This is a genomic window from Shewanella sp. DW31, assembly GCF_015767295.1.
GTDB classification, from domain to species: Bacteria; Pseudomonadota; Gammaproteobacteria; order Enterobacterales; family Shewanellaceae; genus Shewanella; species Shewanella oncorhynchi.
Map to the genome: position 1 here is coordinate 74100 of NZ_JADWMP020000020.1, position 24042 is coordinate 98141.

24 protein-coding genes and 1 tRNA gene are annotated in these 24042 nt (G+C 48.6%); 1 reads left to right on the forward strand and 24 read right to left on the reverse strand.

Annotated features, from left to right (window positions below; genetic code table 11):
* Window positions 1-9 precede the first annotated feature (9 nt).
* The 12 genes from GWI56_RS16210 to GWI56_RS16265 form a co-directional block, all read right to left on the reverse strand.
* On the reverse strand, window positions 10-2505 hold the full coding sequence (locus GWI56_RS16210; protein WP_198573486.1) for a hypothetical protein: 2496 nt from the start codon (window positions 2503-2505) through the stop codon (window positions 10-12).
* Window positions 2506-2517: 12 nt separating this feature from the next.
* Window positions 2518-2883 (reverse strand): hypothetical protein, encoded by a 366-nt coding sequence (locus tag GWI56_RS16215; RefSeq protein WP_131525971.1) that lies wholly within the window; start codon window positions 2881-2883, stop codon window positions 2518-2520.
* Entirely contained in the window at window positions 2880-6806 is a 3927-nt protein-coding gene (locus GWI56_RS16220; protein ID WP_198573487.1) for a tape measure protein, read from the reverse strand. The genes GWI56_RS16215 and GWI56_RS16220 overlap by 4 nt, the downstream gene beginning before the upstream one ends.
* 111 nt (window positions 6807-6917) lie before the next feature.
* On the reverse strand, window positions 6918-7664 hold the full coding sequence (locus tag GWI56_RS16225) for a hypothetical protein (protein WP_076500516.1): 747 nt from the start codon (window positions 7662-7664) through the stop codon (window positions 6918-6920).
* Between the two features lie 20 nt (window positions 7665-7684).
* Window positions 7685-8125: a hypothetical protein gene (locus GWI56_RS16230; protein WP_173497609.1), complete on the reverse strand. Its 441-nt coding sequence runs from the start codon at window positions 8123-8125 to the stop codon at window positions 7685-7687.
* Window positions 8125-8580 (reverse strand): DUF1320 domain-containing protein, encoded by a 456-nt coding sequence (locus tag GWI56_RS16235; protein WP_198573488.1) that lies wholly within the window; start codon window positions 8578-8580, stop codon window positions 8125-8127. Before GWI56_RS16235 ends, GWI56_RS16230 begins: the two co-directional genes overlap by 1 nt.
* Window positions 8581-8582: 2 nt before the next feature.
* Complete coding sequence (locus tag GWI56_RS16240; RefSeq protein WP_198573489.1) at window positions 8583-9107, reverse strand: HI1506-related protein; 525 nt, start codon at window positions 9105-9107, stop codon at window positions 8583-8585.
* Window positions 9108-9189: 82 nt separating this feature from the next.
* Complete coding sequence (locus GWI56_RS16245; RefSeq protein WP_198573490.1) at window positions 9190-10110, reverse strand: Mu-like prophage major head subunit gpT family protein; 921 nt, start codon at window positions 10108-10110, stop codon at window positions 9190-9192.
* Window positions 10110-11267 (reverse strand): phage protease, encoded by a 1158-nt coding sequence (locus GWI56_RS16250; RefSeq protein WP_198573491.1) that lies wholly within the window; start codon window positions 11265-11267, stop codon window positions 10110-10112. Before GWI56_RS16250 ends, GWI56_RS16245 begins: the two co-directional genes overlap by 1 nt.
* A gap of 79 nt (window positions 11268-11346) precedes the next feature.
* A complete protein-coding gene (locus GWI56_RS16255) occupies window positions 11347-13359 on the reverse strand; it encodes an AAA family ATPase (protein ID WP_198573492.1) in 2013 nt (670 codons plus the stop codon).
* An 8-nt stretch (window positions 13360-13367) separates the two neighbouring features.
* Window positions 13368-14045 carry a hypothetical protein gene (locus tag GWI56_RS16260; protein ID WP_198573493.1) on the reverse strand — a complete coding sequence of 226 codons (678 nt, stop codon included), beginning with the start codon at window positions 14043-14045 and terminating at the stop codon, window positions 13368-13370.
* Between the two features lie 212 nt (window positions 14046-14257).
* Window positions 14258-14710 carry a phage virion morphogenesis protein gene (locus tag GWI56_RS16265; RefSeq protein ID WP_198573494.1) on the reverse strand — a complete coding sequence of 151 codons (453 nt, stop codon included), beginning with the start codon at window positions 14708-14710 and terminating at the stop codon, window positions 14258-14260.
* Window positions 14711-14765: 55 nt separating this feature from the next.
* Here GWI56_RS16265 and GWI56_RS16270 point away from each other — a divergent pair.
* A tRNA-OTHER gene (locus GWI56_RS16270) sits at window positions 14766-14840 on the forward strand.
* Between the two features lie 25 nt (window positions 14841-14865).
* Here GWI56_RS16270 and GWI56_RS16275 read toward each other — a convergent pair.
* From GWI56_RS16275 to GWI56_RS16330, 12 genes are all read right to left on the reverse strand, one after another.
* Window positions 14866-16200 (reverse strand): phage minor head protein, encoded by a 1335-nt coding sequence (locus GWI56_RS16275; RefSeq protein WP_198573495.1) that lies wholly within the window; start codon window positions 16198-16200, stop codon window positions 14866-14868.
* Window positions 16193-17794 carry a DUF935 domain-containing protein gene (locus GWI56_RS16280; RefSeq protein ID WP_198573496.1) on the reverse strand — a complete coding sequence of 534 codons (1602 nt, stop codon included), beginning with the start codon at window positions 17792-17794 and terminating at the stop codon, window positions 16193-16195. The genes GWI56_RS16275 and GWI56_RS16280 overlap by 8 nt, the downstream gene beginning before the upstream one ends.
* On the reverse strand, window positions 17794-19386 hold the full coding sequence (locus GWI56_RS16285) for a terminase family protein (RefSeq protein ID WP_198573497.1): 1593 nt from the start codon (window positions 19384-19386) through the stop codon (window positions 17794-17796). The genes GWI56_RS16280 and GWI56_RS16285 overlap by 1 nt, the downstream gene beginning before the upstream one ends.
* Complete coding sequence (locus GWI56_RS16290; RefSeq protein WP_006087223.1) at window positions 19386-19955, reverse strand: DUF3486 family protein; 570 nt, start codon at window positions 19953-19955, stop codon at window positions 19386-19388. Before GWI56_RS16290 ends, GWI56_RS16285 begins: the two co-directional genes overlap by 1 nt.
* The gene (locus GWI56_RS16295) at window positions 19945-20199 is read right to left on the reverse strand and encodes a hypothetical protein (RefSeq protein ID WP_198573498.1); all 255 of its coding nucleotides are present in this window, start codon (window positions 20197-20199) and stop codon (window positions 19945-19947) included. Before GWI56_RS16295 ends, GWI56_RS16290 begins: the two co-directional genes overlap by 11 nt.
* A gap of 2 nt (window positions 20200-20201) precedes the next feature.
* Window positions 20202-20498, reverse strand: a complete 297-nt coding sequence (locus GWI56_RS16300; protein WP_198573499.1) for an ArsR family transcriptional regulator — start codon at window positions 20496-20498, stop codon at window positions 20202-20204.
* Window positions 20498-20836, reverse strand: a complete 339-nt coding sequence (locus GWI56_RS16305) for a DUF2730 domain-containing protein (RefSeq protein ID WP_012197073.1) — start codon at window positions 20834-20836, stop codon at window positions 20498-20500. The genes GWI56_RS16300 and GWI56_RS16305 overlap by 1 nt, the downstream gene beginning before the upstream one ends.
* Window positions 20833-21057, reverse strand: coding sequence for a hypothetical protein (locus tag GWI56_RS16310; protein ID WP_168825182.1), 225 nt, complete (start codon window positions 21055-21057; stop codon window positions 20833-20835). Before GWI56_RS16310 ends, GWI56_RS16305 begins: the two co-directional genes overlap by 4 nt.
* A 135-nt stretch (window positions 21058-21192) precedes the next feature.
* On the reverse strand, window positions 21193-21738 hold the full coding sequence (locus GWI56_RS16315; protein WP_198573500.1) for a hypothetical protein: 546 nt from the start codon (window positions 21736-21738) through the stop codon (window positions 21193-21195).
* Window positions 21716-22318, reverse strand: coding sequence for a lysozyme (locus GWI56_RS16320; protein WP_198573501.1), 603 nt, complete (start codon window positions 22316-22318; stop codon window positions 21716-21718). Before GWI56_RS16320 ends, GWI56_RS16315 begins: the two co-directional genes overlap by 23 nt.
* Window positions 22308-22619, reverse strand: a complete 312-nt coding sequence (locus GWI56_RS16325; RefSeq protein ID WP_198573502.1) for a hypothetical protein — start codon at window positions 22617-22619, stop codon at window positions 22308-22310. Before GWI56_RS16325 ends, GWI56_RS16320 begins: the two co-directional genes overlap by 11 nt.
* Before the next feature lie 82 nt (window positions 22620-22701).
* Window positions 22702-24030, reverse strand: coding sequence for a P-loop NTPase fold protein (locus GWI56_RS16330; RefSeq protein WP_198573503.1), 1329 nt, complete (start codon window positions 24028-24030; stop codon window positions 22702-22704).
* Between the last annotated feature and the right edge of the window lie 12 nt (window positions 24031-24042).

Below are 24042 nucleotides of genomic sequence, written 5' to 3' on the forward strand. Positions count from 1 at the left end.
AACTCCTTATTACGATTCGTTGCCAAATAATGACAATACGGCTTTATCTGTAGTGATTTGGCTGTGGCCAACCTGCACATTGCGCAGCAACATGATGGGTTTTGATGACGCAAAAGTGGCAAAGCGCACCGCCTCACCCGTTTGCCAACCACCACCCCATGCGCCTTTTCTGAGCACAAAATAAGGGGTATTGGTCACGGGGTTGATAGGGGCAAAATCATTGAGAGTATCACCAGTCGCAATTTGTCCGAGGCGGCGACCTACGCAGCGAAACGCGGTTTCACTGGTCATAATCATTACCCAATCTTCGTTTACTGCAGTGTTATTTTTAACCTCTACCGGATAGTCAACGGCATTGAAATTACCCGTGGCTTGAGCACCATCAACATCCCAGTTATTTGACCAGGCGGTCATATCCCGTACTTGGCCAACACGCGCCTGTAAATCACCTAAAATCTGCACACTGGCCACAGTGGCCCCTATGGGATATTCGCGGGATAAAGGTTTTGCCAGCACTATGTTGCTTGGGGTAAAGCTTGAAACTAACGCAAGCTCGCTAATGACATCGGTCAGCACAAAAGGCGCAGCAAAACCAGTAAAGGCGCTATTAATGGTGACAGTGCCTGCCGCTTTATTTACGGTGAAATGGGTGTTTTCGCTGGTCCATAGGCTGGCGCCATTCGCATCTGTAATGTCGCTAAATGCTGCGTTTTGACGAATGTTATACACGGTACCAGCCGTGGCGGTGACTTGCTGCACTAGTGAGTGTGACAGCGCCACTGTACCCCACTGGCGGAACATATTCACAATGCCATCATAAGGAATACGCAGTGGGTTAAGGCCATAAATCTCGGCAGGTGGCAGTTGGCGCACTTGGTCGCTAATGTCATAGCGCAATGTGGTTAAATCCACTGGGGCGCTAAAGATCAGTTCCACAATGCCACTGCTAATGCTGCCATTAATGCCAGTGCCCGAAACCACCCCTTGAGCATTGGCTGAGGCACTAATCAGCGCTCGGTCAGAGATGCGTTCAACCTGCACATAAAAGCTTTCTAATAAGGGATTTGGCACGGACAAGGTGAACTTAGCGACCGTATCACCTGCAGCAGCCGCCGCGCTCGATTCGACTAATCCGGCAAAGGTAAACGTAAACTCGCCACGGCTAACGACTTGCTTAATCACCGCACCTGTTAAGTAGTTAATCGTTGCGAGGTGTTCTGTACCATCATATAGCTTGCCTGTAGTGCCCTCGGCACTCACTCTCTCATACACATCTTGGGCAGCATAGTTTGTATCAGCAAAAACAGCTCGGCCTTTAATACTGCCCACTGTCAGTTGCTTGTTGGCGGGGAACGGGTTGGCGCTTGAATAGATGCTGTATTTATAGGATGAAACATAAAATAGGCTCACGGTTGACGCATCATTAAATCTTGTACTTGAGGTGAGCGTTACCGTGATATTACCTGAGCCAATTGTCACGGATTGAATGTAGCTGGTATAACCGCCGAACGTGGCCGTGGGTAACGTTGAAACGGCAACTAATCCGTTTTCATCGGTTAATAAATCCGTGGTGGTAAAAGTATAGCTATAGGTGCCTGCACTTGAAGGTTGGGTGATCACTTTGCGGATCACTTGGCTTACAGTGGCATCCCCGTTTTCACTACCGCCGACAATGGTATTGCCTGGCTTGGGTAACACAGTGGTAATGGATGGCAGTAATGACAACTGCGTCGCCCCCACGGCTAAATTAACGCCATTGGCCACAGCCGTTAATTTGGTTACGCCATGAAACTTAAGCGGTGATGCGGTATTTGATAAGCGCAGCTTAGTACACTTGCTTTGTCCATTAACCAACAGCGATGGCCAAGGGGTGGCAAAAGGAATGGGTGGATCGAAAGTGACGGTACCGACTTGGCCATTAACATTATTGGTCTTGGTTACTTTGCAAAAGTGAGTTTTACGGGGCCAATCGGCATTTTCCACCCCAGTATATTCCACGGTAATACAAATCACTTGGCCCACGGCTAAATAGGTGGTTTTCCAGTAATCGCGATCATTAAATCGATAAGTCGATTGCAGGTAATCTGAGGAAAATGAGTTCTGATTAACAAGGAACCCTGGGCCACCTTCGCGAATTAATTCCCCTGCTGTGACCGACGACTCAATGATCTCTTTCATATCTGTCATGCGAGACTCATCATCCAGCGCAGGCGATTCAATCATAAACACGTTCACCAGCGGATCGACTGGTGGCTCACTCACAAACACATGGGCTTGCTTAAGTTTGTTAGTGTCATTTGTGTAAAGCGTGGGGAAGCACTTAACGATATCAATACTCGATTGAGCATGATCAATATCAGAGATAGCATCAAACAGTTCATTAATCTGCCCTGATTGCACTACGTTGTTCGTGCGCTGGCCGCCAGCTTCATTGCTTGAACCTAACAGTTCAGGCTTAAAGATTTTTAAGCTGTCGCGAGAAATCGGAGTCGGAGAAGTTGCCATATTAAACAGCCTTTAAACAGTGATTAACTTGAGGGTGATGGCATCGACAGCATCGGGGGCGCTATCGCTGTAGTTAATGTCTGGTGCACCACTAATCGGTTGATCGCGGTAATCCCAAATCACGCTAAAAACAGTTCCGTTAATATCCAGATTGAAACTGGCCGCCCCTTTTGTATTGGCGTGGCTTTCAAGGGCTTCAAACAAACTTAAGGATTCGCCATCACTAAAGAGCATAATGGAACGGCCCGCTTGTTTGGCGGCCACTTCAACATGCTGTGATCCATCGAGTGCAAACTCAGTGCTGCTCACAAAGGGCGTATAACCAAAGCGGTTAAGCCAAATAAAGTGCGGTAATTGAAGCGTGTCTAAGGTGATCATGAGGTGGCCTTAATCTGTTCTAGTTCGCGCAAAAACAACTGCTTAAACTCATCAAGCACATCGGCCTTCACTACATTGCCCGAGGGCATCGCTAGCTCTAGCCGATACACCTGCACGCTGCCGCCTGTGTTCTGATTGCTCACCGATGGCGAAGTGGTTTGGCTTGAAGGACTGCGAGTGGAATTCGTCGCGGTGCTTGCACTGCTTGATGCACGCTCGATCGCCTGTGCGTTACGTTCTGCCGATTCGGCCTCGATTTGTTTCAGCTTAGTGCTGTAAATTTGCTGACTCAGTTGCAGTGCTTCTTGGGCACTGGCGATAGACTCTTTATCCTGGGCTGTGCGGGCAGCATCGAGCTGCGCCTTAAGCTCAGCTTGTTGCTGTTCATAGCGGCGCTTCTCGATAGCGGCTTGGTTATTGTTGAGCTGATCCATCTCATCTTTGAGACTGTCCAAGGTCGCGTTGATATCGTCACGCAGGCCGAGAATACGATCGCGGGTAGCATCAATGGCCGCTTGCAGTGGCTTAAGTTCTTCGTCACCTAGCTCGCGTATATTCCACTTTGCCTCGCGGCTAATTTGATTGACACGATCGAGGCTAATGCTTGAGCTTTCGAGTTCTTCAGTCCATTTACGGATCTGTAAGGTTTCATTAATGATCTGCTTTTCGCGGATAAAAGCTTGGTTACTGAGCTGCGCCAGTACACCCCAAAAGCCAGTATTCACCCGCATATTGTTCATGATGCTTTTAGTCAGCTCATTAACGCGGGCGTTAAGTTTTTCGGTGCTATCTTCGTTAAAATTGAACTGTTTGTTTAAGTGGGCATAGGCACCTGCAAATAGGTTTACATACTCAGTGGCGCGGCCAGTGCTCTTCTCTAATTCCTCCAGTTCTTCGCGTTGCTCAATTAAGGTTTTAGTGGTCTTTTTTACCTGTTCGTCAGTCTCTTGTTCACCATCTTCCAAGCCGCCCATTAAGCGTTGCAATATTCTGAGCACTTCAACTAAGCGTTCTTTTTGTCGCAGGTATTCTTCCGCCGTGATGCCGCCGTCTTTATAGGCTTGTTCGAGCCTTAACATCTCGTCAGATACAGCGGCATACTTACTTTTTATCTGTTCATAATTAGCAGCTTCGAGTGCCTGAACCTCACTGAGCTGCTTAGTTTGGTCACTTAATTTGCCCTGTAAACTAATCAGATCTTGCTGGGCTTTTGCTTTGGCTTTACTCGATACCGTCGAGCTGTTCATCACATCGCGGCATTGCTTCAAACGGGCTTCAGTTTCTGCCACTGCGCGGCTTAGCTTGGCTTGCTCGGGTGACAGTTCCTTCACGCTGTCTGTATAGCCGTATTGCTTTGCTGTCAGCTCGCTCAGTTCCTTGGTTAGCCCAAGGGTGGCGGCTTGCGCTTTCAAGGTTTCGGGTACCGCAGCGCCCGTTGCTTCGGCGGCCGTTAATGCCGCTTTCGCCCAGGCTAAAAACGCATCCTTTTGTTGCTCAATCGGTTCACGGTTATTCTTAATCAGATTAAAGGCCGCTTCGGCTTTCGTATTCACCTGCTCTAAGGCATGGCTACTGGTCAGCCCTAAGTCCTTATAGGCTTGCTCCAATGCCTCTGTACCCTTAGCCGTGGCATCAAGATAGGTTTGCTGCTCCTCAAACTTGGCGCGCAGTATTGTGAGTAACTTAACGTGGCCTTCGTATTGATCACCCGCCGCCTTTAACGGCACTAAGGCGGCGTCAATTTGGCGAATGAAACCGCCCATACCACCTTTAACGCCATCGAGCGTTTTAGTCTGTTCGCTTAAGGTAAAGGTCAGGCGCAGCGCTTCTTCAACTGTTAATTTAATCGGCTCAGCGACGTCAACGGCGGCCTGTTTGACTTCTTCCATGGCTTTAGCGGCGTTCTTCCACTTACCCGTGGCGTCGTCATAAATCAGTTTGCCTTCGTCTACCGCCTTGTTGAACTCGGCCATAGTGGTAAAGGCAACGCCCGTTTGCTCGCTGAGATCCTTAAGTGAGTACTCCAACTGTTTGGCGCTAGACGCGGCAGCGCGTTTAGATTTTTCCAGTGCTTCTTCAGCAATCAATAACTCTTGGTATACCCGAGCAACCTCGATCAACTCGCTAATCAGTGCTAAGTACAAACCCGCTTTAGCCGCTGCTGCCAAGGCGGTTTTAAGTTTGCCAGCAGCTAAGGCCGCGCCCTCACTCGCCGCAGTGGTACCCATGATCGCGCCAGTGTAAAGACGCATCACGCCGATGGCGGCATTGGCTCCCGTGATCACATCACTAAAATAGCTACCGACTTTTAACGCGAGAAATGCCTTAGCCACAAAACCAATTTCATCACGGAAGTGGTACAGCATAGCCGCGCCATCTTGCACCGCTGAGCCTATGCTTACGATCGTGTTGCTGACTTGCTGCGCCCATTCCTTTAAACGGCCATCAGCGGCCATGGCGGCAAACTCAAGATTCAACTCACTGATCTGGCCCTTAAGCCAATCAAGTGCACCGGACTGAGCCACGAGATCATAGAAGGATGAAAGGTTGTCTTTGAGGTTTGATACTTGGCCACTGAGCAAAGCCATCTGCGCCGCTGCGCTGCCATTTGCGGCTCGGCCCATTTCATCAATCAAGCCTTGGATCACATCGCGGCCAAGCTTGCCTTGCTCACTGAGTTTTTGCAGTTCGGTGGTGTTCTTTCCCGTGACCTTAGCCAGCATGTCCCATACGGGCACGCCGCGCTCAATCAACTGCAGGATCTCCTCACCCTGTAGCTTTTGTTTTGCCCAGGCTTGGCCGAGTGCCAAGGTGATCCCCTCGACCTCTTGAAAACCGCCACCCAGTTTAAAGGCTTGATCCACAATCGCCTTCATGGTGCCGTTCATAGGATCGAGGCCAAAGGCTTTGGCCTTCACAAACGCTTGATTAACTTCGTTCAGTTGCAGTGGCACATCGATGGCGAATTGCTTTACCCAAGCGGTGGCTTGTTTGCCAGATTCAAAACCGCCCATCACGGCATTCATTTGCACGCCAAGACGTTCAAATTGATCGCCCGTGGCAAAGACATCCTTCAACGCTTGAGCCACGCGGTCAAAGCCCAAATAGGCACCCGCTAAAGCGGTCACTTGGCCGATCACGCCACGCAGGGAACTGGCATGATCACGGGCGCTGGCATTGCCCTTATCTAACTGATTAGCAAACTTATCGACATTGCGGCCAGTGCCATCAAATTCGGCGCTTAACTTGCGCTGCGCTGTGGTCAGGTTGTTGTAGTCAATGCCCGATTTCGACAGAGCATTTTGCAGCTTAGTGTGGCTGGATGATTGATGCGCTAACTCGCGCTGCATTTGCTCCAGCTCTTTTTCGGCCACATCAATAGAGCGTGCCAGCTGCACAAAAGGCGCATCCGTTTGGCTGGCACGTTGCTTTAAGTCCTGCAGTGCTAAGGCGGCGGCAGTGACAGCAAGCTCTTGTTGTTCAAGCTCATTGCGTGACCGCTTAAAGGTGTTGATCAGGTCTTGCTGGTTAGCCAGCTCATCGAGCTTATTGGCTAAGGTATTGGCCTTTTGGCTGGTCGATTGGCTGCTATCGCCAACGTCATCAAGCCCTGTAGCTAAAGGCTTGAGGTCATTAGTGAGCTGCTCTGTTTGGTTGCTGGTATTACGGCCGCTTTGGGCCACTTGGTCTAACTGGTCGCTTAACGGATCAAGGCTATTTTTGAGTTCATCAACTTGATTCGCACCCGCTTGGCTGGCATCACTCACGCCATCGAGTTCATCAGCGAGCGCCTGCGTCTTAGGATTCGCCGCATCCGACTCAGTGCCGATGCGCTTAAGCTCATCGACTAAAGCCGCAATGTGTTGCTTGCCCGTGGCTTCTGCCACGATCCGCAGGGCGAGTTCTAAGGTTTTATCAGCCATGTCGTTGTTAGTCTCGTTAATGCTTTTAACAGGGATTTAAATCGTCTTTAAAGTGGGATTAAAGGGCATGGCAATTGAGTACGGCCATGCCCTTGGGTTAAGCAAAACCGCTTACGCATCCAGCTCTAGGTACTCGAACGGATGATCCTTACCCGCGACTAACTGGGCTTTACCTGCAAGGGTGGCGCTCACAAACTCGCTGGCGGCAAAATCGAGCGCCGCTGTTGGCGATAAGCTGGCGTCGAAAATTTCGAGCTTAATCGGCTTGCCTGTTTCGAGGTTTTTACCTTCACCGAAGAGCCGCGCGCGGGTTTGGGCACTAATGCCACCACGAACTAGCGTGCCGGAAATGGCGTTATGTTGGCCTGTCACCGTCACTGCGCCGCCCGCTTCAATTGCGCCGCCTTTTACGGCACGCACTAGCCCTAGGGCATAGTTCACCTCATAGTCAGTGCCCAGCACTAAGGTGGTAGCGTCTTTCTTCACCACAAAACCGAGGGCGGCAAAGTTACTTTCAGGTAGCTGTATCCAACGTTGATTGGTTGGTAAGGTCACGGCTTCATCGGTTAAGTTGCCGCTGCCCGTGTTCAGCACTTGGGTATCACCCAACAGTGCCATGGCAATCAGTTCGGCAGGTTGATCGTCGAAGGACCATTCCACCTCAACAGGCTTGGCAATTTTCACCACGCTTAAGGCTTGGCCGTAGCTGTCTTTCTTTTTACTTGGACGTACCTTTTCATCGGCATCGGTTTTAATGGCGAGCTTAGTGGTGTTGATGGGACCAATGATCCCCGTTGATTGCCCTTGGGCATTTAAGCGGTCAACAAAGAAGTTGCCTGCGACTAATAATCCACTCATGGTGAGTTCCTCTTAGGTTGTTAAGGTTTGAATCTCAAAATCACACTTAACGCCACGGGGTAATAACCGTGGCTTTTAGTGAAACGGGGTTTAACGGGACTGTTAACGCGCACAAAGGGGCCAAGCATCTGACCATCCACCGCAATCGACTTACCCACAATCGCGTTTAACAGGCTGACTAATAGCTCACCTGCTTGGCCTTCGTGGATAGATAAACGGCAAGCCAATACCACAAGCCAAGTCTGCTTAATTTGGCTGGTGTTGCCGCCTTGTGCGGTATCCGCCAGCGTATCGCCCATATACAGCACATGGGCGGCGGGAGTGATTTGGCTGCGCTCATCCACTTCGCTTAGCTCATTGGCTTGATAGACCTTTTTCAGCTTCTGGCTCGTCACTAATGGCTCAAGTATTTGAGTCAGCGCATCACCTGCAGCAAGGTAGTTATCTTTAATCTCAAACATCAGATAAACCCCTTAGACGATGCACGGCCAAACACGCTGCCTGCGCTTTCGATACTGACCACTAGCTCACTTTGGCTAGCGACTTCACCCGTATCGGCCAGCCCCAAACTGATATCGCCTTTGCTCACGGCGGTTAAAAACTTCACTGCAGCGGTATAGCGTTTCTCGACTTGTTCAGGGGCTTTATCGCCATACAGGAAGTAACGGGCAATATCGCAGCAGTTACGCTCAAGCACGGCGGGAACCGTGGTTAACGGCAAGGTGTAACGTCCCACGATATAGCCATCAATCTCGGCAGACGCATCACTCAGCGCCTGCTCAAGCAAGGCGAAATTGATTTCCCCTGGCACACTGTCTTCACGTTCGGTAAGCAGCATTAAGTCCTGCGTACCAAAGCGACTCAGCATGTTGTCAGGGGTGGCGTACATGGCTCTTGTGATGGCTAAGTCGGCCATAGCTATTCACCTGCTGCGTTGGTGACGGTGCCAGATGGTTCAGTGCTTTCCGTTTCAGTGCTTGGGGTAGCTGTTTCACTCGCATCTGGCACTGTGACTCTTACCGCCCGAATAGCATTGACTAAGTCAGGTTTATTCATCGCGTTAAAGCCGGTGATCTCCAAGTCTTTTGCTAGCGCCTTAAGATCTTTTACCGTGAGCTGATCTAACAGTTCATCTACTGTCAGTTGGTTTAAGACTTTCTCTTCACCATTGGGCTCTTTCACACCAGTGAGCGTGCCTGTGATATCGGTGCCTAATGTCTGATCACCGTCTGGAATGTCCACACTCCCCGACGCTGGTGCCATATCACGCACGGATACCTTAAGGCGCTGGTCAGCTTCAAACGCTGCGACTTGCTCATCCGACAGCTCGGCCAGCGGTATAAGGTTTTCGCCTTTGTTAAGCGCCATGCCCGCACGGCGATAGCCAGTGTGCGCAAGACAGATAACCAACAGGACTTGAATGTTCTTAGAAGGATTCGCCATTTCATTGTTACCTCACTCGATGTTGGGGTGCAGGCGCATCCTTATGCCTGCGATTCGCTGCTCAAACTTAAGTGGTGAACACCTAAAGCTGTGGCACCACAAGGATCTCGAACTTGCCTTTCAGTTCGTTATCCACGGTCACGCCACCTTCATCAATGCGCTCACGGGTCATTAACTTGAGTGCGACGTCTTCAAGAGAAGATGGGATCACCAACAAATTGGGGCGTATCTTGAGCTTCTTACCGCCATCGCTGGTAAAAGCTTGCATGGCTTTGTAAGCGCTCCATAGGTTGGTGGCATTGAGAGTTCGCTTGTTGGCGAAGGCCATTTGCCAGAAGCCAAAGCCCGCCTCACAGCGCATATCGGTGCCGAACTGGAACTCGTTATTGGTCCAAACTGCTGGGTCGGTTGGATTAAACAGGGTGTTTAAATCCAGCTTGCGACGCTCTTGAAAGATGAGTGGCTTTAATGGGCGCGTGGTATCGAGCAAAAACCAAGGTTCCCCCGTATAAGCGCCATCAACCACCATGTTGGCCACCGACACGTCAGCCCCCGTACCATCGTGCTTCTCGTTAACGGGGTGGTCAGTATCAAAAAAGTTCTGCCCGTCATAACACAAAGTGCCAAAGCCTTCGGCTAATAGCTCGAACACCAGATCGTCAGGAAACTCTTCACCTTCCTGCGCCAATGCCTGCACCATAGGTTTGTAAATCCCTAAAGTGTCATCTTCCACATCATCACGACTAATACCTATGGTGGTTTCAAAGGTACGGTTAGTGATTGAATAACCATGCTCTTTGATGGAGTTGATCACCCGCGCACCAATCCATTCGCGCATGGTCGGCATTGAACCTAACCAGCCGTAGGTATTGGACTTAGTATTGCTTGGCACGACTGAGGCAATTTTTAAATACAGTGGCTCAGTCTTAGCTAAAGCATTTTGAAACTCGCTACGCACCATAGTGCGCAAGGCTTGTAATACTGGGGCGTTAATAGCAGCCATTATTTGTGCTCCTGATCAGCGGCGATAGCTTTAGCAAAGTCAGCGTGTGACATGCCCCAAGAATCGGCCATTTTGATTTGGTCGGCAGTCAGTGCCGCGAGTTTGGTTTCCTTGTCCTTGATAGGATCGGGAACTGTGGTGGTTTGCTTGGCCGTTAATGCGGCAATAGCCACACGCTCACCCAAATTGGCTGTAAGTGCCGCCATGGATTGCTGGCCTAACTTGGTTAGGTAATCACGTTCACACTCAAAGGCTTTGCCTTCGTCTATTGCCGCCTTCACGGTTTGCTCAACGGTAAGCACGCCGTTTTCAGCAGTTAGCGCAACCAGCTGCGCACGCAGGGCAGCGACCGTGGCCGCTGGAACATACTGGCTTAGATCAACCGAGGGTGATGTAGCACTCAGCGCGGTAAGCTGTTGCTTTAAGCCATCAGCGCTATTTGCTGCCGTGGTTAGCGTATTAAGTGCAGATAGCGCCGCGACCTCTTGCTCAGCGGTTAAAGCTGTCACGTCATCGGGAATTTCAACGCCCAAGGCAGCTAAGATTTTTTTAAGTAATGGGTTCACATGGAGTTCCTCCGTGTCGGTAGATTGGATAGGTTCGTGTGGATTGAGGCTTGTATTAAGTGCAGCCAGTGCAGCCAATGATGCGAGTGGCAACATGCCATCGACACCAGGGCGGTTAGTTAACGCGGCTGAGTGGATAAATTGCGGGCGGCCAGTGCTGGTGTCATAACCGAACACTAGGCTGAAGTACTTGTATTCTTTGGCAGTGAGATAAGCGATGGCGTTATCGGTAAAGCGCGGCTTAATGAACAAGCCCTGCCCTTGTCGATATTGCACGTCATCGATGTTGAACCAACCCGCAGCGGGTGCAGGCTGGCCGTTGACTTCTTTGTTTAAGGTTTGGTGTTCGTAGTCAATAACCAGATCACCGGCTTTATGGGGGGTATTTGCTTGCAGGGCCGCGAACGCAACGCTATCCATCAACCACTTGCCACCAGCCACATCATCAGGGCGACCATCTACGGCAGCAAAGTGGCCATCAGGCAGCGCCTGAATGTAACCATCTTCACCAACCACAAAGGCGGCTTCTGAATTGACGTTTAACTGGCTGCTTAAGGCGGCAAAACCCAAAGCTGTGGTGGTTGCAGACATAAAAAAGGCACTCTCAATAACATTGGAGTGCCTATGATGATCTCGCTCTGCTCGCTAGCGGATTGGAAAGGTTTCGGGATTATTTTAAAACTGCATTAACTTTCTCTATCAAACTTATCCATTGCTTCAATTCATTGGAGCTAAGATCACTCGATGAATGCTCTCTCGTCCAACGAATAAAGTTCTTTGCCAAATCATATTTAGATATTCCCTTACCTTTGTTAACCTTCTTAATGATTAACATAATCGGTAAAGATGGTTGTTGGGCTACTTCATCCACAATATCTAAGCTACATGTATCTTTGATAATTAGAGGAAGAGTATCTCTGAGTAGGTCTTCAATTTCCGCATGTTCTATCCCACAAAAATCTTTCGTTCGCAAAATAGATTTATTCCCCAATGTGTGCACCAGAGACTCTTGCTGTGCGGCTTGGTCTCCAGCGTTATCTGAATCTAATAGAGCTGCAACCTTTAAATTATGGGCATGTAAAATTGTTGCGTAATAGACGACTTTACTAGCGGTATTGGAAAATACCAAAGAAATATTGCCTTTCCAAGTTACAAGCCCATCTTCAGCCAATAACTGTGCTACAGAATCAAAATACCAGTAGTCAGTTAATCCTTCCAAGATTAAATTTCTATTGTGAGAAAACAAGCTGTGGGCTAAGTCGTAACCTAAAGCTTCTTGTAATGGCAACATAGCAGCAGGGTCAGAAGAAGTGATAACTGAATGAACTTTCGTTCCCTCTCGCCTTGAACCCATTTCTACAACCCTAACAATATCTAACTCATTCGGCCCAACAAGAAATGGTGAGTGAGTAGTAAAAATCGTTTGGTTATTTTCTGCAAGTTTAGTAAGTGTTTTTCTATATTCACGCTGTTTGATCGCATGCAAGCTCATGCCGGGTTCATCTAATAATAAAATAGCATTTTTGTGTTTATCTACCGCTTCCGAGAAAAATACAATGAAGAAAGACACCATCCATTGGAAGCCTTCAGAACGTTGGTCTAACTCTACTTCGACGCCTATTTCATCTTCAACCATCACTTTCAAAAATTGGCCATCGGCAAATAGTTTTACTTTACTAGCTTCACTTCGAGTTTCATCTGGATTCCAGATTTCCTGAATACTCGTCGAGAGTTTGACACTAGCAGCATTGAGTTTGTATTGACGCTCACTCAGTCTATCGTGTAATTCTTGAGTTTGTGCTGAGTGCGTCATATTAATAGCTGATTGCCTGCCGAGTTCAGCTAACTCTCTAGCAGTGAACCCCAATAATTTCAGCAAGCAATTATTGCCATAATCATAATATTCATCGTCAAGGTTATTTGCATCTATACGAGCGGCTAAATGTTCTAAGTGAATAACGGGACGTACGCGAAAATAATTACTAAAAAGTACAAAAGTAGGAACTTTAGAAGCAAATAAATTCAGAGCTTTAATCCATTCATTGTTATAATTAAGCTTTGAAACCAAACTCTCATATCTCTGTAATTCTCGATGGTTATCCTCATCAACAAAAGTAATATTGCCTTTTAAGAAATTAACAAGATCAGAAAGCCCATTACTAGAATCAAGATATGAGCTTTTTATTCTAATAGCTACTTTAGAATATAATTGAGAAGGTAAGTTTACATCAGCCACTCCTGGATTTTGAGTTTTAGCCGTAGCGTCCATGTGAGCAAGTATTCTTGTAAAATCTGACTCTATATCTGTATACCGAACTCTATCCTTCACATTTTCAATCCAGTATCTTCGTTCTCCACTCATATATGCATTAACGCGAAACTTAGCATTTCTAAAATCTTCACTCAAATCAATGAGTTCTTCATCTTCTACAGAAAAGATACCAACAACAACTTGAGAATCACTATCTTTTTCTCTATCAGCGTAAAGTGACCTTGGGTAGTCACTCAATATTTTTGGAGGTTGAACATTATCTGGACGGTTTAATAACTGCAATGCTCTAAGTATGACAGTCTTCCCTGACTCATTGGGACCAACAAGAATTGTCTTTAAGCGTTCGAATTCTATCCATCCTGAATCAACAACACTGCGATAATTTGTAACTTTTGCTTTAATTAATTTCATTTTCATCCCTAAATACTATTGAAATCTAACCAGAATCGTTCGAGGCCTTCTTTCGATTCTAGTGATAAGTAGAATTTTTTATCTGTGAATAAATATTTTTTAGACTTAACGACATCCCGTTTAGACCATTGATCTGCGAACATAATATACGAATAATCAGTTATCCAGAACCTCAAATCCAATGAGCAAACTCTAATCACAGATGAAATTACATACATGTACATTTTTAGAATGGCCTTAAATAATCTAAACACTCCACCTTTAGATGTAATCTCATGTGTTTTACAAAGTTCAGATAGTGTTGTATCACTGAATAACTTAAAAAAAGCATGAGAATATGCAGAAATCAGCTCATTACTATAGTCAAACTTATGCATCAATACCGAGAGGCGACTCACTATAGGGGAACGAACTCTAGTATTGAAATCATGTAAAAATGCTCGAAACTCTTTTTCATCATCGACTGATTTGTCATTACTTGCACGTTCGTGTTCTAAGCATTTTTCAATTTCAGATATCGAATCCACAAGAATATTGAAATTTGCCACTGTATCGCTATATTTTCGAATCGCTAGCGAATTTTTCGTAGATATAGCCTCTTTAATTAAAGAGAGTTCATGCTCACCTTTAATAGCAGAAAACTTCGATAAATTCTCAACCCCCCACTTTAGAATTAACTCATACATTCATACGACCTCCATGACGTGAATGCTTCGAGTCTATTGATTTACAACTAAAACTGCAACATATCTAAAGACTCAAATATACTCGATTTCCGTTTAAAAACCGTTTAAATCTTTGTTAAAGCGTTTAACCCATTTCGAGATGAATCGTGATAGCAACTTAATCGTTAAGTCGCTTAAATCGCCGCTAAGGCGTTTTAACATTTAAAGCAAATTTAAAGAAGATAGCCACCCAAGATCCCTAACATAGACTGCTCATCCTCACGGCTTACGCCGAGGTATGGTCGTGTCGGAATACCCGCTGGGCCTGCGGGCATATCGTCGGTGCCACCAAACTGGTGAATGGCGGCATAGATTTTATTGCTACCAATCGCCGCCCAAAAGTCGCCGCTGTCGGCAGTTACGCTGGCAGCTAGCCCGCCAGCACTGGCTTGTAATATCTTACCGCCCTGGCGTTTAGGGTTGGCCTTAAGGTAGGCATCACTTAAAGAGGCCCAGGCTTGACCTGTAACTGGATCGGCCTCGGCCTCAAAGGCACCCTCTGTAGCGGACTCCAGAACGGCAGCAATATCGTTCATCGGTTCGCTTAAGTCATCGAGCTTATCCAGCAAACTCCCCAACACTTGCAGCACTGGGGAGTCACTTAAGACGATCTCTACCTTGTTCATTTTTTATCCTTAGCACTGTCAACGTGGAGGAATGGTGATATGCTTGAACACAGGGTGGCGTGTACTCTTAACTGGTAAAGCAGACTCTGATCATTCAGGGTGTATGTGGGTTCGACTCCCACCACGCCACCACACTTCACTTATACCAAACTCACTTACAGACGACCTTCAATCACTTCATATTCTGGTTGCAGCAGGTTCGCTCGATCCGTCTTATAGACGTTGATCACTGCATCCATTGCCTGTTGGCGTTTCATCTTCCACGCACTGTTAATAATCACTTTGACCTTACTGCTTGCATCATCCGCAGCGGGATAGACATACAACAGATTCTGGTTCTTGCTATCCCAAAGCACGGCCTCGGGTTCTGCCAACATCTGCGGTAATTGCTGATACTCATCACGACTTAACGCAACACCCTCGGCAATGTGCCTTGCACTATCTGCATGCACTAATTGCTTTTCTCCTATGGCCAGTAAGGCCGTAGGTTCTCGCCCTAAACGCGCTGTCACTGCGGTTTGAATCGAGGGCGTCATAAAACCTAAAGCCTGTACGCCTAAGCCTGGTCGTCGTTTCTGCCCTGGATTGGCGGCAAGGACTTCATCCGTCCATTGGGCAAACTGGGCGTGGCGCAGTGGGCTATTATTGAGTGCTTGAATAAACTGCGCGCGGGTATCGAGGGATTGAATAGTGCCCAGCTTTTTGGCGACGGCCACATCGGTACCAAAGGCGGCTTCGCCTGGACTATAGGCCCAGCCTAAATCGGGGCTCATGCTGCTGCCATCGGGCAGATCGATACGCGCATGGGGCACGGTCAATACTTCACCCGTTCCGCGCGCGACAGTCTCAGTATCAAAGCGCTGGATATAACCTTCGCCATTTTCGACAGTGATCCCCATCGCCTTAACCTGCGCTTCAGTTAACGCCCGAACGCGGCAACGACAGCCCCAACCATTGGGCGGATAGATGATGTCCCATATTGGATCGTCAAAGCGGAACACTTTACCCCTAAGCCGCGCATGGGCTGGCCGTGTTTGGCCGTCATCTATCGCCACATACTGCCAATAGGGGTGGGTTTTAGTGCGCGATAACATGCGCCGATAGCGCCCAGCCATGTAAGCGGTTTGCAGGTTTTGACGATAGATAGTGTTTAAGCGGTAGGGACTCCCCAGCTGTACCTCGCGGCCATCGACTTCCTTTTTACCCCACCATCCGAGCTTTTCAAGCTGCGGTTTAAGGTTTGCCTGAAACTGCTTAGCGGTTAACCCTTGGCTTAGGGCTGCATCCACTTCATTACGGATCGCCGTGAGCACATCCATCTGTGCCGCCTTGGCCACCGTAAAGGCACGGGCGTGGGCGCGGGTCCACACGTCTTGCCAATCGTCACTGATGGCAAAGCCTTTGGCACGAAAATAAGCCACCGCATCTGCGGGGTCTTGGTTAATGGCAATGCTTAAATCAACGGTTTTAGGCACTCTTGGTTTAGGCATTGGCCATGCCCCACAGTTCGGCCACAAACATTAACCGCGCTAAGGTTTCGGTAAGCTGCTCGGTATCCATGGCGGGATAGTCCTGTTCCAGTTGCGCCCGCAGCTGCTCCGGCTCGCTCTGCAGTTGTGCCAGTAATGGCTCTACCATCGCCATATAGGCTTCGCTCATTTGCCCTTGAGTGAGTGCATCCAAGGCTTTATCTAAGGCGGTTTGGCTCGGTTCACTCAACGGGGCATCTGACTGCTTAGCGGCCCCCTCTTGCGCAGAGAGCGCAGCCAATGCCGTCTGGTTAGCAGCGCTGGCATTGGGGTCTTCTTGCTGGATCACCAGCACGGCTTCGCCATTCGCGGGCTTAGGGATACGGGTCTTTTCATGCAGCCAGTTTTGTGGGATCTGCATGCCCATGCTGACGAATGCACGCAGCGGATACGCTAAGGCCCGTAAGTCTTCGGCCTCTGTGGTATCAAAGACTAAACGTGGATGACGACGGTGGCTTTGATAACTCTTGCAGTTGAGCGCATACAAGGGGGCCACTAAGTCGCGGGTTAAGGTTTCGGCAATCAGGCTAAGGTCAGCATCACGCAGCTCTTGGCGCACTTCGTTATGCACATTACCGAGCGCATTGGTTGAGCTTTTACCGTCGGCTTGGCTGGTCAAGGTACCGCCTAAAATCACCTTGCTCATGGTCTTTTCAGCCCAGCTAATCATCAAATCAAAGGGATCGGCTTGACCTGTGGCGGCACTCTCGAAATCCATCACCATGCCCTTGGGCATAATGCCACCCGCGTTATGGCCAATGCTCATCACTGCATTTAACAGGGCGCGCTTTTCCTCATCGCTGGCACCCGCTGGATACTGACCAATCCGCAGCGGCAAACCGTAGATCTCAAGGAACTCGGCTAAGTCGCGCACACTGTAATTTTTAAAAATGAACGGCCAGATTAACTGACGCACTAAACCACTGCGGCTAACATAGCCAGACTTGGCTGGATGAATATGTTTGATCCAACCAAAGGGCCACAGGTCAGCGCCATTGACCGTGGCATCACGCAGCCGCAGTTCGTTGCGCCGCTCAGGGTGAGTCATAAACCAAGACGGATCGCGATACTCTGGCACTTCAATAAACCATTCGCCTAACTCACGCGTCCAGGCTAATTCGTGCATGCTAAAGCCCTTGAGGATGGCATCGCTCATTGACTTAATGAGCGTCTTTATCCAGTTACCTTCTTCGAGCATTTCTTGCAGATATTCAGTGTCGGCCTTTTCCTGTGGCGTCGGGTTACGGGGTGGCACTAAATAGTAGTCCACGCCGATCAACGCCCGTTTGCGCTTGTCTAACTCGGCATAAAGGTGGCCGTCTTTCTCTTCGATATCTTCGGCCAGTTCACATTGGGCAATGAGATCGCCTTGCTCGGCGGCCTGCAAAATATTGGCCGCACTGGCGGGCGTTAAGCCACTACTCGGGTGCTGGCTAAAGGTGCGTTGCAGGCCAATTAAACGCACATCGTCGGTCTGCAGTGCTTTGGCTTCACGCTGCTTAAACGGCCGACCACTGGCGTCCAAAATACGTGATTCAGTTATTTTTTCTTGCATTACCAGCAACCTCGCTGCGTTTGATGATCATCATCCTCATGGGCACTTGCATGGGCATTCGGATTACGGTGATCACTCCTAGGAATGGGGGTGAACTCTATGGGGGCACCGTCTAAGGTGGAGGCGTATACCATCAAGAACAGGCTGATTGCGGCATCACCGTGGCGTTCTTTTTCTTGACCTGTTCGCACATCGCCAAGGCATGGTGTACCTCGACGGTTAATGCTCAAGGCCCGCAGATCAGTACTGGTGTCATCGTCCCTTGGAATAGTGATAAGCCCATCTTCAAAGTGACTTTTAAAACGTGGCATTTGCTCGCGGTAAAAGGACTCAGATAGCATCACACAGGCGATCACTTCACTACCGTATTTATCCTGGGCGTATTCCGCTAACGCTTGGCCATTCCCGCGCGCATCCATCGCGCCGCCCCTCAGCCGTGGTAAGCGGTCCACAATGTAAAACAGGATCTGCTCTTGCTGGCGAAAGGGAATGTTTTTAAGCTCGACCTGTAACTTGGTTTTGATGTGAAGATCTTGAGCGATTTCCCCCACGTCAATCACAGTTAAGTCACCACTACGGGCAAAGTCTTCACCAAAGCAATGGGGGCGTGCAGGGTCTAAGCTATCGAGAACCGGCTTGAGTTCATCCTCACACCACTTAAGGATCTCCGCCGCCCGTAAACCCTCTGGCCATTGTCCAAAAGCGTCGTCTTTTTTAAGGCGAACAACGGGGCCACTATCTGTCACGCTGGCCATGCGGGCTTCGATTAACGCGCGGTTAAGATAGGCACCACCGCCAGACTTTGGCACGCAGAAGTATTCTTCTAACGCGTCCTCTTCGGTGGCGGTGGCTTTGAGTAATTTTGCTTTCCAGTCATCCTCGGCCGCTTGGCTCCATTCGATGCCGCGCACTTGGCAAATACGCTTATACAGCCCCTCATTACAGGCATCATCTAAGGTGACACGGTGAATGGAGTAATCTTTTTTACCCGCACGGGAATCATTAATCAGCTCATTGAACTGGTTATCAATGCCATTATGAGTGGAGATCAAGCGTACCTTCGCGCCCCACATGGTCAGCGCCAATGCCGCTTTTAGTACTTCGGCCAAGCGCTCGTGGAACGCCGCTTCGTCTATAGTCACATTGCCTTGCATACCGCGCAGGTTCGAGGGATTACTCGATAGCGCCTGCACCTTAAAACCTGAGGCAAAATAAATGGCAAAGGTCAGGATCTCTTTACCGTCTTGGCCTTCATCAACAAACACTTCTTCTTGGATTTCGCCTGCGGCCTTATCAAATACTTTGGCCCACATGGCCGCAGCGTCGATAAATTCCCGCGCCATCTCCTTGTTACTGCCCACATAAAAATGGTTAGTCCCGCCTTGGCCACGGGCAGCGCCTGCAGTTAAAGAAGCATCGGCAGCTTCGGCCCAAGTGAGTCCAGTTCGGCGCGACTTTTCGGCAATTTTCAGCGGTGACTCGTCGGCTATCCAGCGTTTCTGATAACCGAGCAGCACCTCTTTAGGATCAAAGATGCTGAGATAACTGGCCTCAAGCACAGGATCAAAGACGGGTTTAATGATGCTGTTCATCAGGCAATCCCCAGTATTTCACGCTTAAGCAAGGCAACGGCATCACTGGTTAAGCCAGCGGTTTTCGCGACCTTCTCGGCGGCATTAGCCGCTTCGGCCGCGAACGCGGTGCGGATCTCTTTCTCGCGCTTATGGCTGGCCATGGCAGCAGACTCCAAACGCTGCACCGCTAACATGGCGTCTTTAATCATGCCAACGTCGGCACCTTCGCCCGTTTCATCTTGGTTTAATAGGGCTTTAAACAGCTGCGAACGCGCCATTTCGAGAATGAGTTTAGTCACTTCACCCGTGGGCTTGTCACCCAGCTCTGCCGTCCACACTTGGGTGATCTCACGCATTTCCCGCAAACTTTTCCCCACGGCCTCCATCTTGGTGGCATAGCGGTTAATGCCTGCGCGGGAAAGCTGCTGTTCTTCTGGTAGCCCTGCGGCTTTAATCAGCGCATTGATTTCATCGAGCAAATCAATCTGCTGAATCGAACCATTACGCAGCCCCGCATCGAGCTTCTTGCGAATAGGATCGGGCAGCAAATCGACTTTAGAGCGTCGGCCTCGGGTTTCACTCGCCATCTTCTAACCCCTCCCATTCTCGCAGCCACTGCGCACGAACTAAGTGGATCTGCTTCTGTAGTTCGGCCTCTGTCGCAAACACCTTGGGAACCGCCTTTTTAAGGCGCTGGTCTAGCGCTTTGATATGCGGCTTAACGTGCTCGTTTTTAGCAAGCACGTTCTTTTCGAGTTCACGGATCACAAACAAATCCGCCACTAAGCGGATGCCTGCAAGCTCGCCACGATTTAGGATTGCTCTTGCCATGGCTACTCTCCCGCCCGTGGGCGTTTAACCCCTGGCACTACCGCGCGGCCTGTCGCCACATCTTGGCCACGACCAGTTAGGGTGGCCGTGGTCACTTTGCCAACCAGTTCGGTTTTAATCAGCCCTTGCTCGTTAAGCCAAGCGAGCTGCAACAGCAAGGCATCGCGGCTAATGTCGAGGCCGTAGGCATTTAAGCCATCTTGTAAGATGGACTCATTGAGTGCGAAGGCTCCCGCCTCTGTCAGTAATCGAAGCACCACAAGGCGTTGGTGCTCATTGATAATTTGCTGCATCGCCATTATTGGTGGCCTCCTTTCAGTTCGTTTTCGAGAAGCATGTCGGTCTTGGTTTCTAAGCGCCTAATGCCTTGTTCCATTGCGCCAAAGCGCTCACCTAAACCTGTGAGGGTTTTATCGAGCGCATGCAGTTCGTCACGGGTCGGCATGTACTCCAATTGCATTTCAGTTTCGCTAAGGCGCTTGTCGATTTCAGCCACCTTTTGGATCACTTTTTCATGCTCAATCCGTGGGGTAAATCGCGTGCTAAACCACGCCATCAGCAGTGCACAGAAAACGCTAATGACGCTGCCAATGAAGCCCCAATACTTACCGAAATATTCAAATAGCGATTCGATCATAAACGCTTCCCATAGCGCATCTTCTGGCGCTTATCTTCATCTTCTTGGCAACTGATACAGCGCAACTCGTTAAGCCGCTGTGGCTCATTTGGCTCTAAGCAATCAATACAGATGCCATTGCCTTGGCGGTGTTGTTTGTGCCTGGCGGCATCCCGAACTGCATCAACACAGGCAGCTCGCTCGCGGGTTTCCATATTGCTAGCCCAGTCGGTTTCGTCCATGCCTATCCCTAATATTTGGCTTATTTTGTTTGGTCTGTTTGATGGCGTTGGCGCCAATCGTGCAGGGCTTGCCAGTCGAGGTTGCATTGCCCAAGGTCAGTGAGTAGCGAGAGCATTAGCCCCGCAAACTCTTGATTACTGAGCGGAGGGTTGCGAAGGCACACCACCTGTTGGGTTTGCAGGCACTGCAATACCTGTAGTGGAACCTGAGTGACGTTGCACTCGCGCATCAGTACTTCGGGCGGCAACACATATTGGGTCTTGTAAATGGGCACGTAACGCACAGCAGGCGGCGTTGTCGAACACGCGCACAACATCGTTAGGCACACTAGCCACACGCCATGTTTGTGTTTGTTCATCCTGGGCGTCCTCAAGTAACTGGGTGAGTTGATGGTTAAGATCTTGATTGCGGTTGGCTAACGCGGCCTTTTGCTGCTCAACGGTTTGCACCTGTAGGGCGAGGGTTTCGCCTTCGTCTTTTAGGGCAATGCGTTCAACGTTGGCGTCTTGTAGCCATACCGCTAGAGTGTCTGCACTCTGTTTTAGGGCAGCATTGTCAGTTAACGCTTGGGTGAGCTGGCTCTTAGTGCTCTGCTGTTGGTGGTACATCAGCCCAATGGTGACTAATGCCAGTGACAAAAATAGCCACTGCACAGTGCTAATGATTTGTGATGGATTCATTGCGCGCCCCCTTTGATTGCGAGAGGCCCCGTTCGCTTAAGCCCAGCTGTTTAAGGCATAGCGCTTGCTCTTCAGCGCGGCGTTTAATCAGCCCATTCAGACGCACCTTGTTACCGAATACGTCAGTGCCATACGTCCAGCCATTGCAGATGCGTTCGCCCGTTTGCTTATTAGTTGAGCAGGCTTGGGTCAGCTCTTTGCACGCGCCCACTCTGTCGCCAGCTAACAGCTTTTTACGCAAGGTTGAGCTGGCAAAGTTGCCGTATCCCGCCCAGTGCAAAAACGATAAATAGGCGGCGTGCTCGCTGTGGGTGAGCGTTACAGGCGCGGTGAGGCTGAGCAACTGCTTATCTTCCTTGGCGATATCCTTGGCAAAAATCTCCATGCATTGCTGCTCGGTAAAGGTTTGCCCAAGCCTCAAGTCTTTGCTCGTATGGCCACGACAGGCTGTCAGCACGCCAACCGCATCGATATAGACGCTCAGGCTATTGCCTTCCCATTTATCGGTAAGCTGTGCGCCAGTGATTGCTGCCGAACTTAAGCCAGCGGCCAGTAAAATCGCCTTGAGTTTACTGTTCATTATGCACCGCCATAGCTTGTGCCTTGCGTTGCTCGCGGGCTTTTAAAACATGGAGGTGAGTGACGGCATGCCAGCCTTGTTCAAAGTAGCTTTGACGGGTGAGACTGTTGCTATACAAAGGCACGACGGTAGGTACATTGCCTGATAACTCCGCCTTGATACGGGCATTAAAACCGTCTTTGGCGCACTGGCGATAGACTCGGTTTTGTATGCGTTTGGGCTGCGCATTCGCAATCGGCATACTGTTAACGCCGCTGCGACTCTGGCATTTACGAGAAGTATTGTGGGTGACAAAGGCCATAAAAAAACCGAGACAGTGAACATGGGTTCATTGTCTCGGCTTAAGGGGATGGAGCGGATTGGAAAGGTTTCGGGATTAGTGGCTATACTGACATGTTTGTTAGCCACTGGTTTATCAACAACAGACGATTTGGGATAATTCTGTTGAAAGGATCTTTAGGTATTAAAAGTGCCTCAATCATTTTTGTCCTTAGGTCCTCATCGCCAAAGTCAAATTTAATTAGGTTCGTTATATACTCTAATTTGGAATATTTTCCAGTTTTTACAATGTCATCAAACTTTGCTACTTCAGCTATCCGCTCATAATTTAAATTATTATTTTCATACCTAAGCGCAATAGGTTTGCATACTTTAAGGTAACAGGCCATAGCCATTAAATATTGATAGTCACTATTATACTGACCACGTTCTAACATATTGTACAACAATGAAAAATAAGAAAGAATTCTCTCGATTTCTCTAAAGGATGGTTGATAATATTGGACTATGTCAACTAACACCCCCTCGCACTCTCTGAGGCTAGTTTTTCTACTATCCCCTGACATTTTTTTAATGGCATAGTTTAAATATTGATAACCATTATCATTATATTCTTCTGCAGCTCTAGGCAGAGTTAACCATACATTGATAAATTTGTGCAGGTAGTTAACAGGATCGTTATCCCCATATTTAGCCATGATAGACTGCTCTAACTGCACTCTATTGGTGACAAGTAAAAAGGTAATTCCTTTAACTGAAAACAGATGCTTAACCTGTTCAAGTAATTCAAGAGCAAAGTCAGGTCTACAACGGTCTAACTCATCAATGATGAATACTAAGGGGTTACCATTGCCTTGCTCTTCTGCAAACCTTTCCAAATAACTCTTAAACTCCTTCAGTGCCAACTTATCTTTATGCGCATGTTCAAATCTATCCTTAACAAGCTCATCAACTTGATCCGCGACTAGATTTGATACCTCTTTCTCGACAGCATCAAAAACACCTCCATCGACTAAACCTGCAGTAGCAGCTCTTACGGATAATTTTAATCCTCCCCTCAGGAGTGATTTTCCCGCTTTTATCGCTTTATCTTTAAATTCAATCTTCCTAGGCTCATCTCCTTGTGAGATCAGTTGGTACATTTCCGATGCCAAAGCCAAAAATGGGTCTTTTTGATAATCATTTTCAAAGGCATCGAAATAAATTGTTTTTATTTTGCTATCACGCTTAGCAGAGAGATAACCCCTCCACATTTTTATAAAGGTACTTTTTCCCTGTCCCCAACCAGCGTCCAAAGCAATTACGGGGTTACCTCCAGCGTTTTCAATTAAATTAGCTAATCGTCCTCCAAACTCGGAGCGTTTAAAAATATCTATGGCAGGGTCAAACCCAGTATCATCGTTTATTTGTAACTCTGGCGCAATTATCTTCATGTTTTACCTTAT

Bases quoted from the DNA above. Each gene is read 5' to 3' on its own strand.
- GWI56_RS16210 (WP_198573486.1), bottom strand. From the start codon at position 2,505: ATGGCAACTTCTCCGACTCCGATTTCTCGCGACAGCTTAAAAATCTTT.
- GWI56_RS16215 (WP_131525971.1), bottom strand. From the start codon at position 2,883: ATGATCACCTTAGACACGCTTCAATTACCGCACTTTATTTGGCTTAAC.
- GWI56_RS16220 (WP_198573487.1), bottom strand. From the start codon at position 6,806: ATGGCTGATAAAACCTTAGAACTCGCCCTGCGGATCGTGGCAGAAGCC.
- GWI56_RS16225 (WP_076500516.1), bottom strand. From the start codon at position 7,664: ATGAGTGGATTATTAGTCGCAGGCAACTTCTTTGTTGACCGCTTAAAT.
- GWI56_RS16230 (WP_173497609.1), bottom strand. From the start codon at position 8,125: ATGTTTGAGATTAAAGATAACTACCTTGCTGCAGGTGATGCGCTGACT.
- GWI56_RS16235 (WP_198573488.1), bottom strand. From the start codon at position 8,580: ATGGCCGACTTAGCCATCACAAGAGCCATGTACGCCACCCCTGACAAC.
- GWI56_RS16240 (WP_198573489.1), bottom strand. From the start codon at position 9,107: ATGGCGAATCCTTCTAAGAACATTCAAGTCCTGTTGGTTATCTGTCTT.
- GWI56_RS16245 (WP_198573490.1), bottom strand. From the start codon at position 10,110: ATGGCTGCTATTAACGCCCCAGTATTACAAGCCTTGCGCACTATGGTG.
- GWI56_RS16250 (WP_198573491.1), bottom strand. From the start codon at position 11,267: ATGTCTGCAACCACCACAGCTTTGGGTTTTGCCGCCTTAAGCAGCCAG.
- GWI56_RS16255 (WP_198573492.1), bottom strand. From the start codon at position 13,359: ATGAAATTAATTAAAGCAAAAGTTACAAATTATCGCAGTGTTGTTGAT.
- GWI56_RS16260 (WP_198573493.1), bottom strand. From the start codon at position 14,045: ATGTATGAGTTAATTCTAAAGTGGGGGGTTGAGAATTTATCGAAGTTT.
- GWI56_RS16265 (WP_198573494.1), bottom strand. From the start codon at position 14,710: ATGAACAAGGTAGAGATCGTCTTAAGTGACTCCCCAGTGCTGCAAGTG.
- GWI56_RS16275 (WP_198573495.1), bottom strand. From the start codon at position 16,200: ATGCCTAAACCAAGAGTGCCTAAAACCGTTGATTTAAGCATTGCCATT.
- GWI56_RS16280 (WP_198573496.1), bottom strand. From the start codon at position 17,794: ATGCAAGAAAAAATAACTGAATCACGTATTTTGGACGCCAGTGGTCGG.
- GWI56_RS16285 (WP_198573497.1), bottom strand. From the start codon at position 19,386: ATGAACAGCATCATTAAACCCGTCTTTGATCCTGTGCTTGAGGCCAGT.
- GWI56_RS16290 (WP_006087223.1), bottom strand. From the start codon at position 19,955: ATGGCGAGTGAAACCCGAGGCCGACGCTCTAAAGTCGATTTGCTGCCC.
- GWI56_RS16295 (WP_198573498.1), bottom strand. From the start codon at position 20,199: ATGGCAAGAGCAATCCTAAATCGTGGCGAGCTTGCAGGCATCCGCTTA.
- GWI56_RS16300 (WP_198573499.1), bottom strand. From the start codon at position 20,498: ATGGCGATGCAGCAAATTATCAATGAGCACCAACGCCTTGTGGTGCTT.
- GWI56_RS16305 (WP_012197073.1), bottom strand. From the start codon at position 20,836: ATGATCGAATCGCTATTTGAATATTTCGGTAAGTATTGGGGCTTCATT.
- GWI56_RS16310 (WP_168825182.1), bottom strand. From the start codon at position 21,057: ATGGACGAAACCGACTGGGCTAGCAATATGGAAACCCGCGAGCGAGCT.
- GWI56_RS16315 (WP_198573500.1), bottom strand. From the start codon at position 21,738: ATGAATCCATCACAAATCATTAGCACTGTGCAGTGGCTATTTTTGTCA.
- GWI56_RS16320 (WP_198573501.1), bottom strand. From the start codon at position 22,318: ATGAACAGTAAACTCAAGGCGATTTTACTGGCCGCTGGCTTAAGTTCG.
- GWI56_RS16325 (WP_198573502.1), bottom strand. From the start codon at position 22,619: ATGGCCTTTGTCACCCACAATACTTCTCGTAAATGCCAGAGTCGCAGC.
- GWI56_RS16330 (WP_198573503.1), bottom strand. From the start codon at position 24,030: ATGAAGATAATTGCGCCAGAGTTACAAATAAACGATGATACTGGGTTT.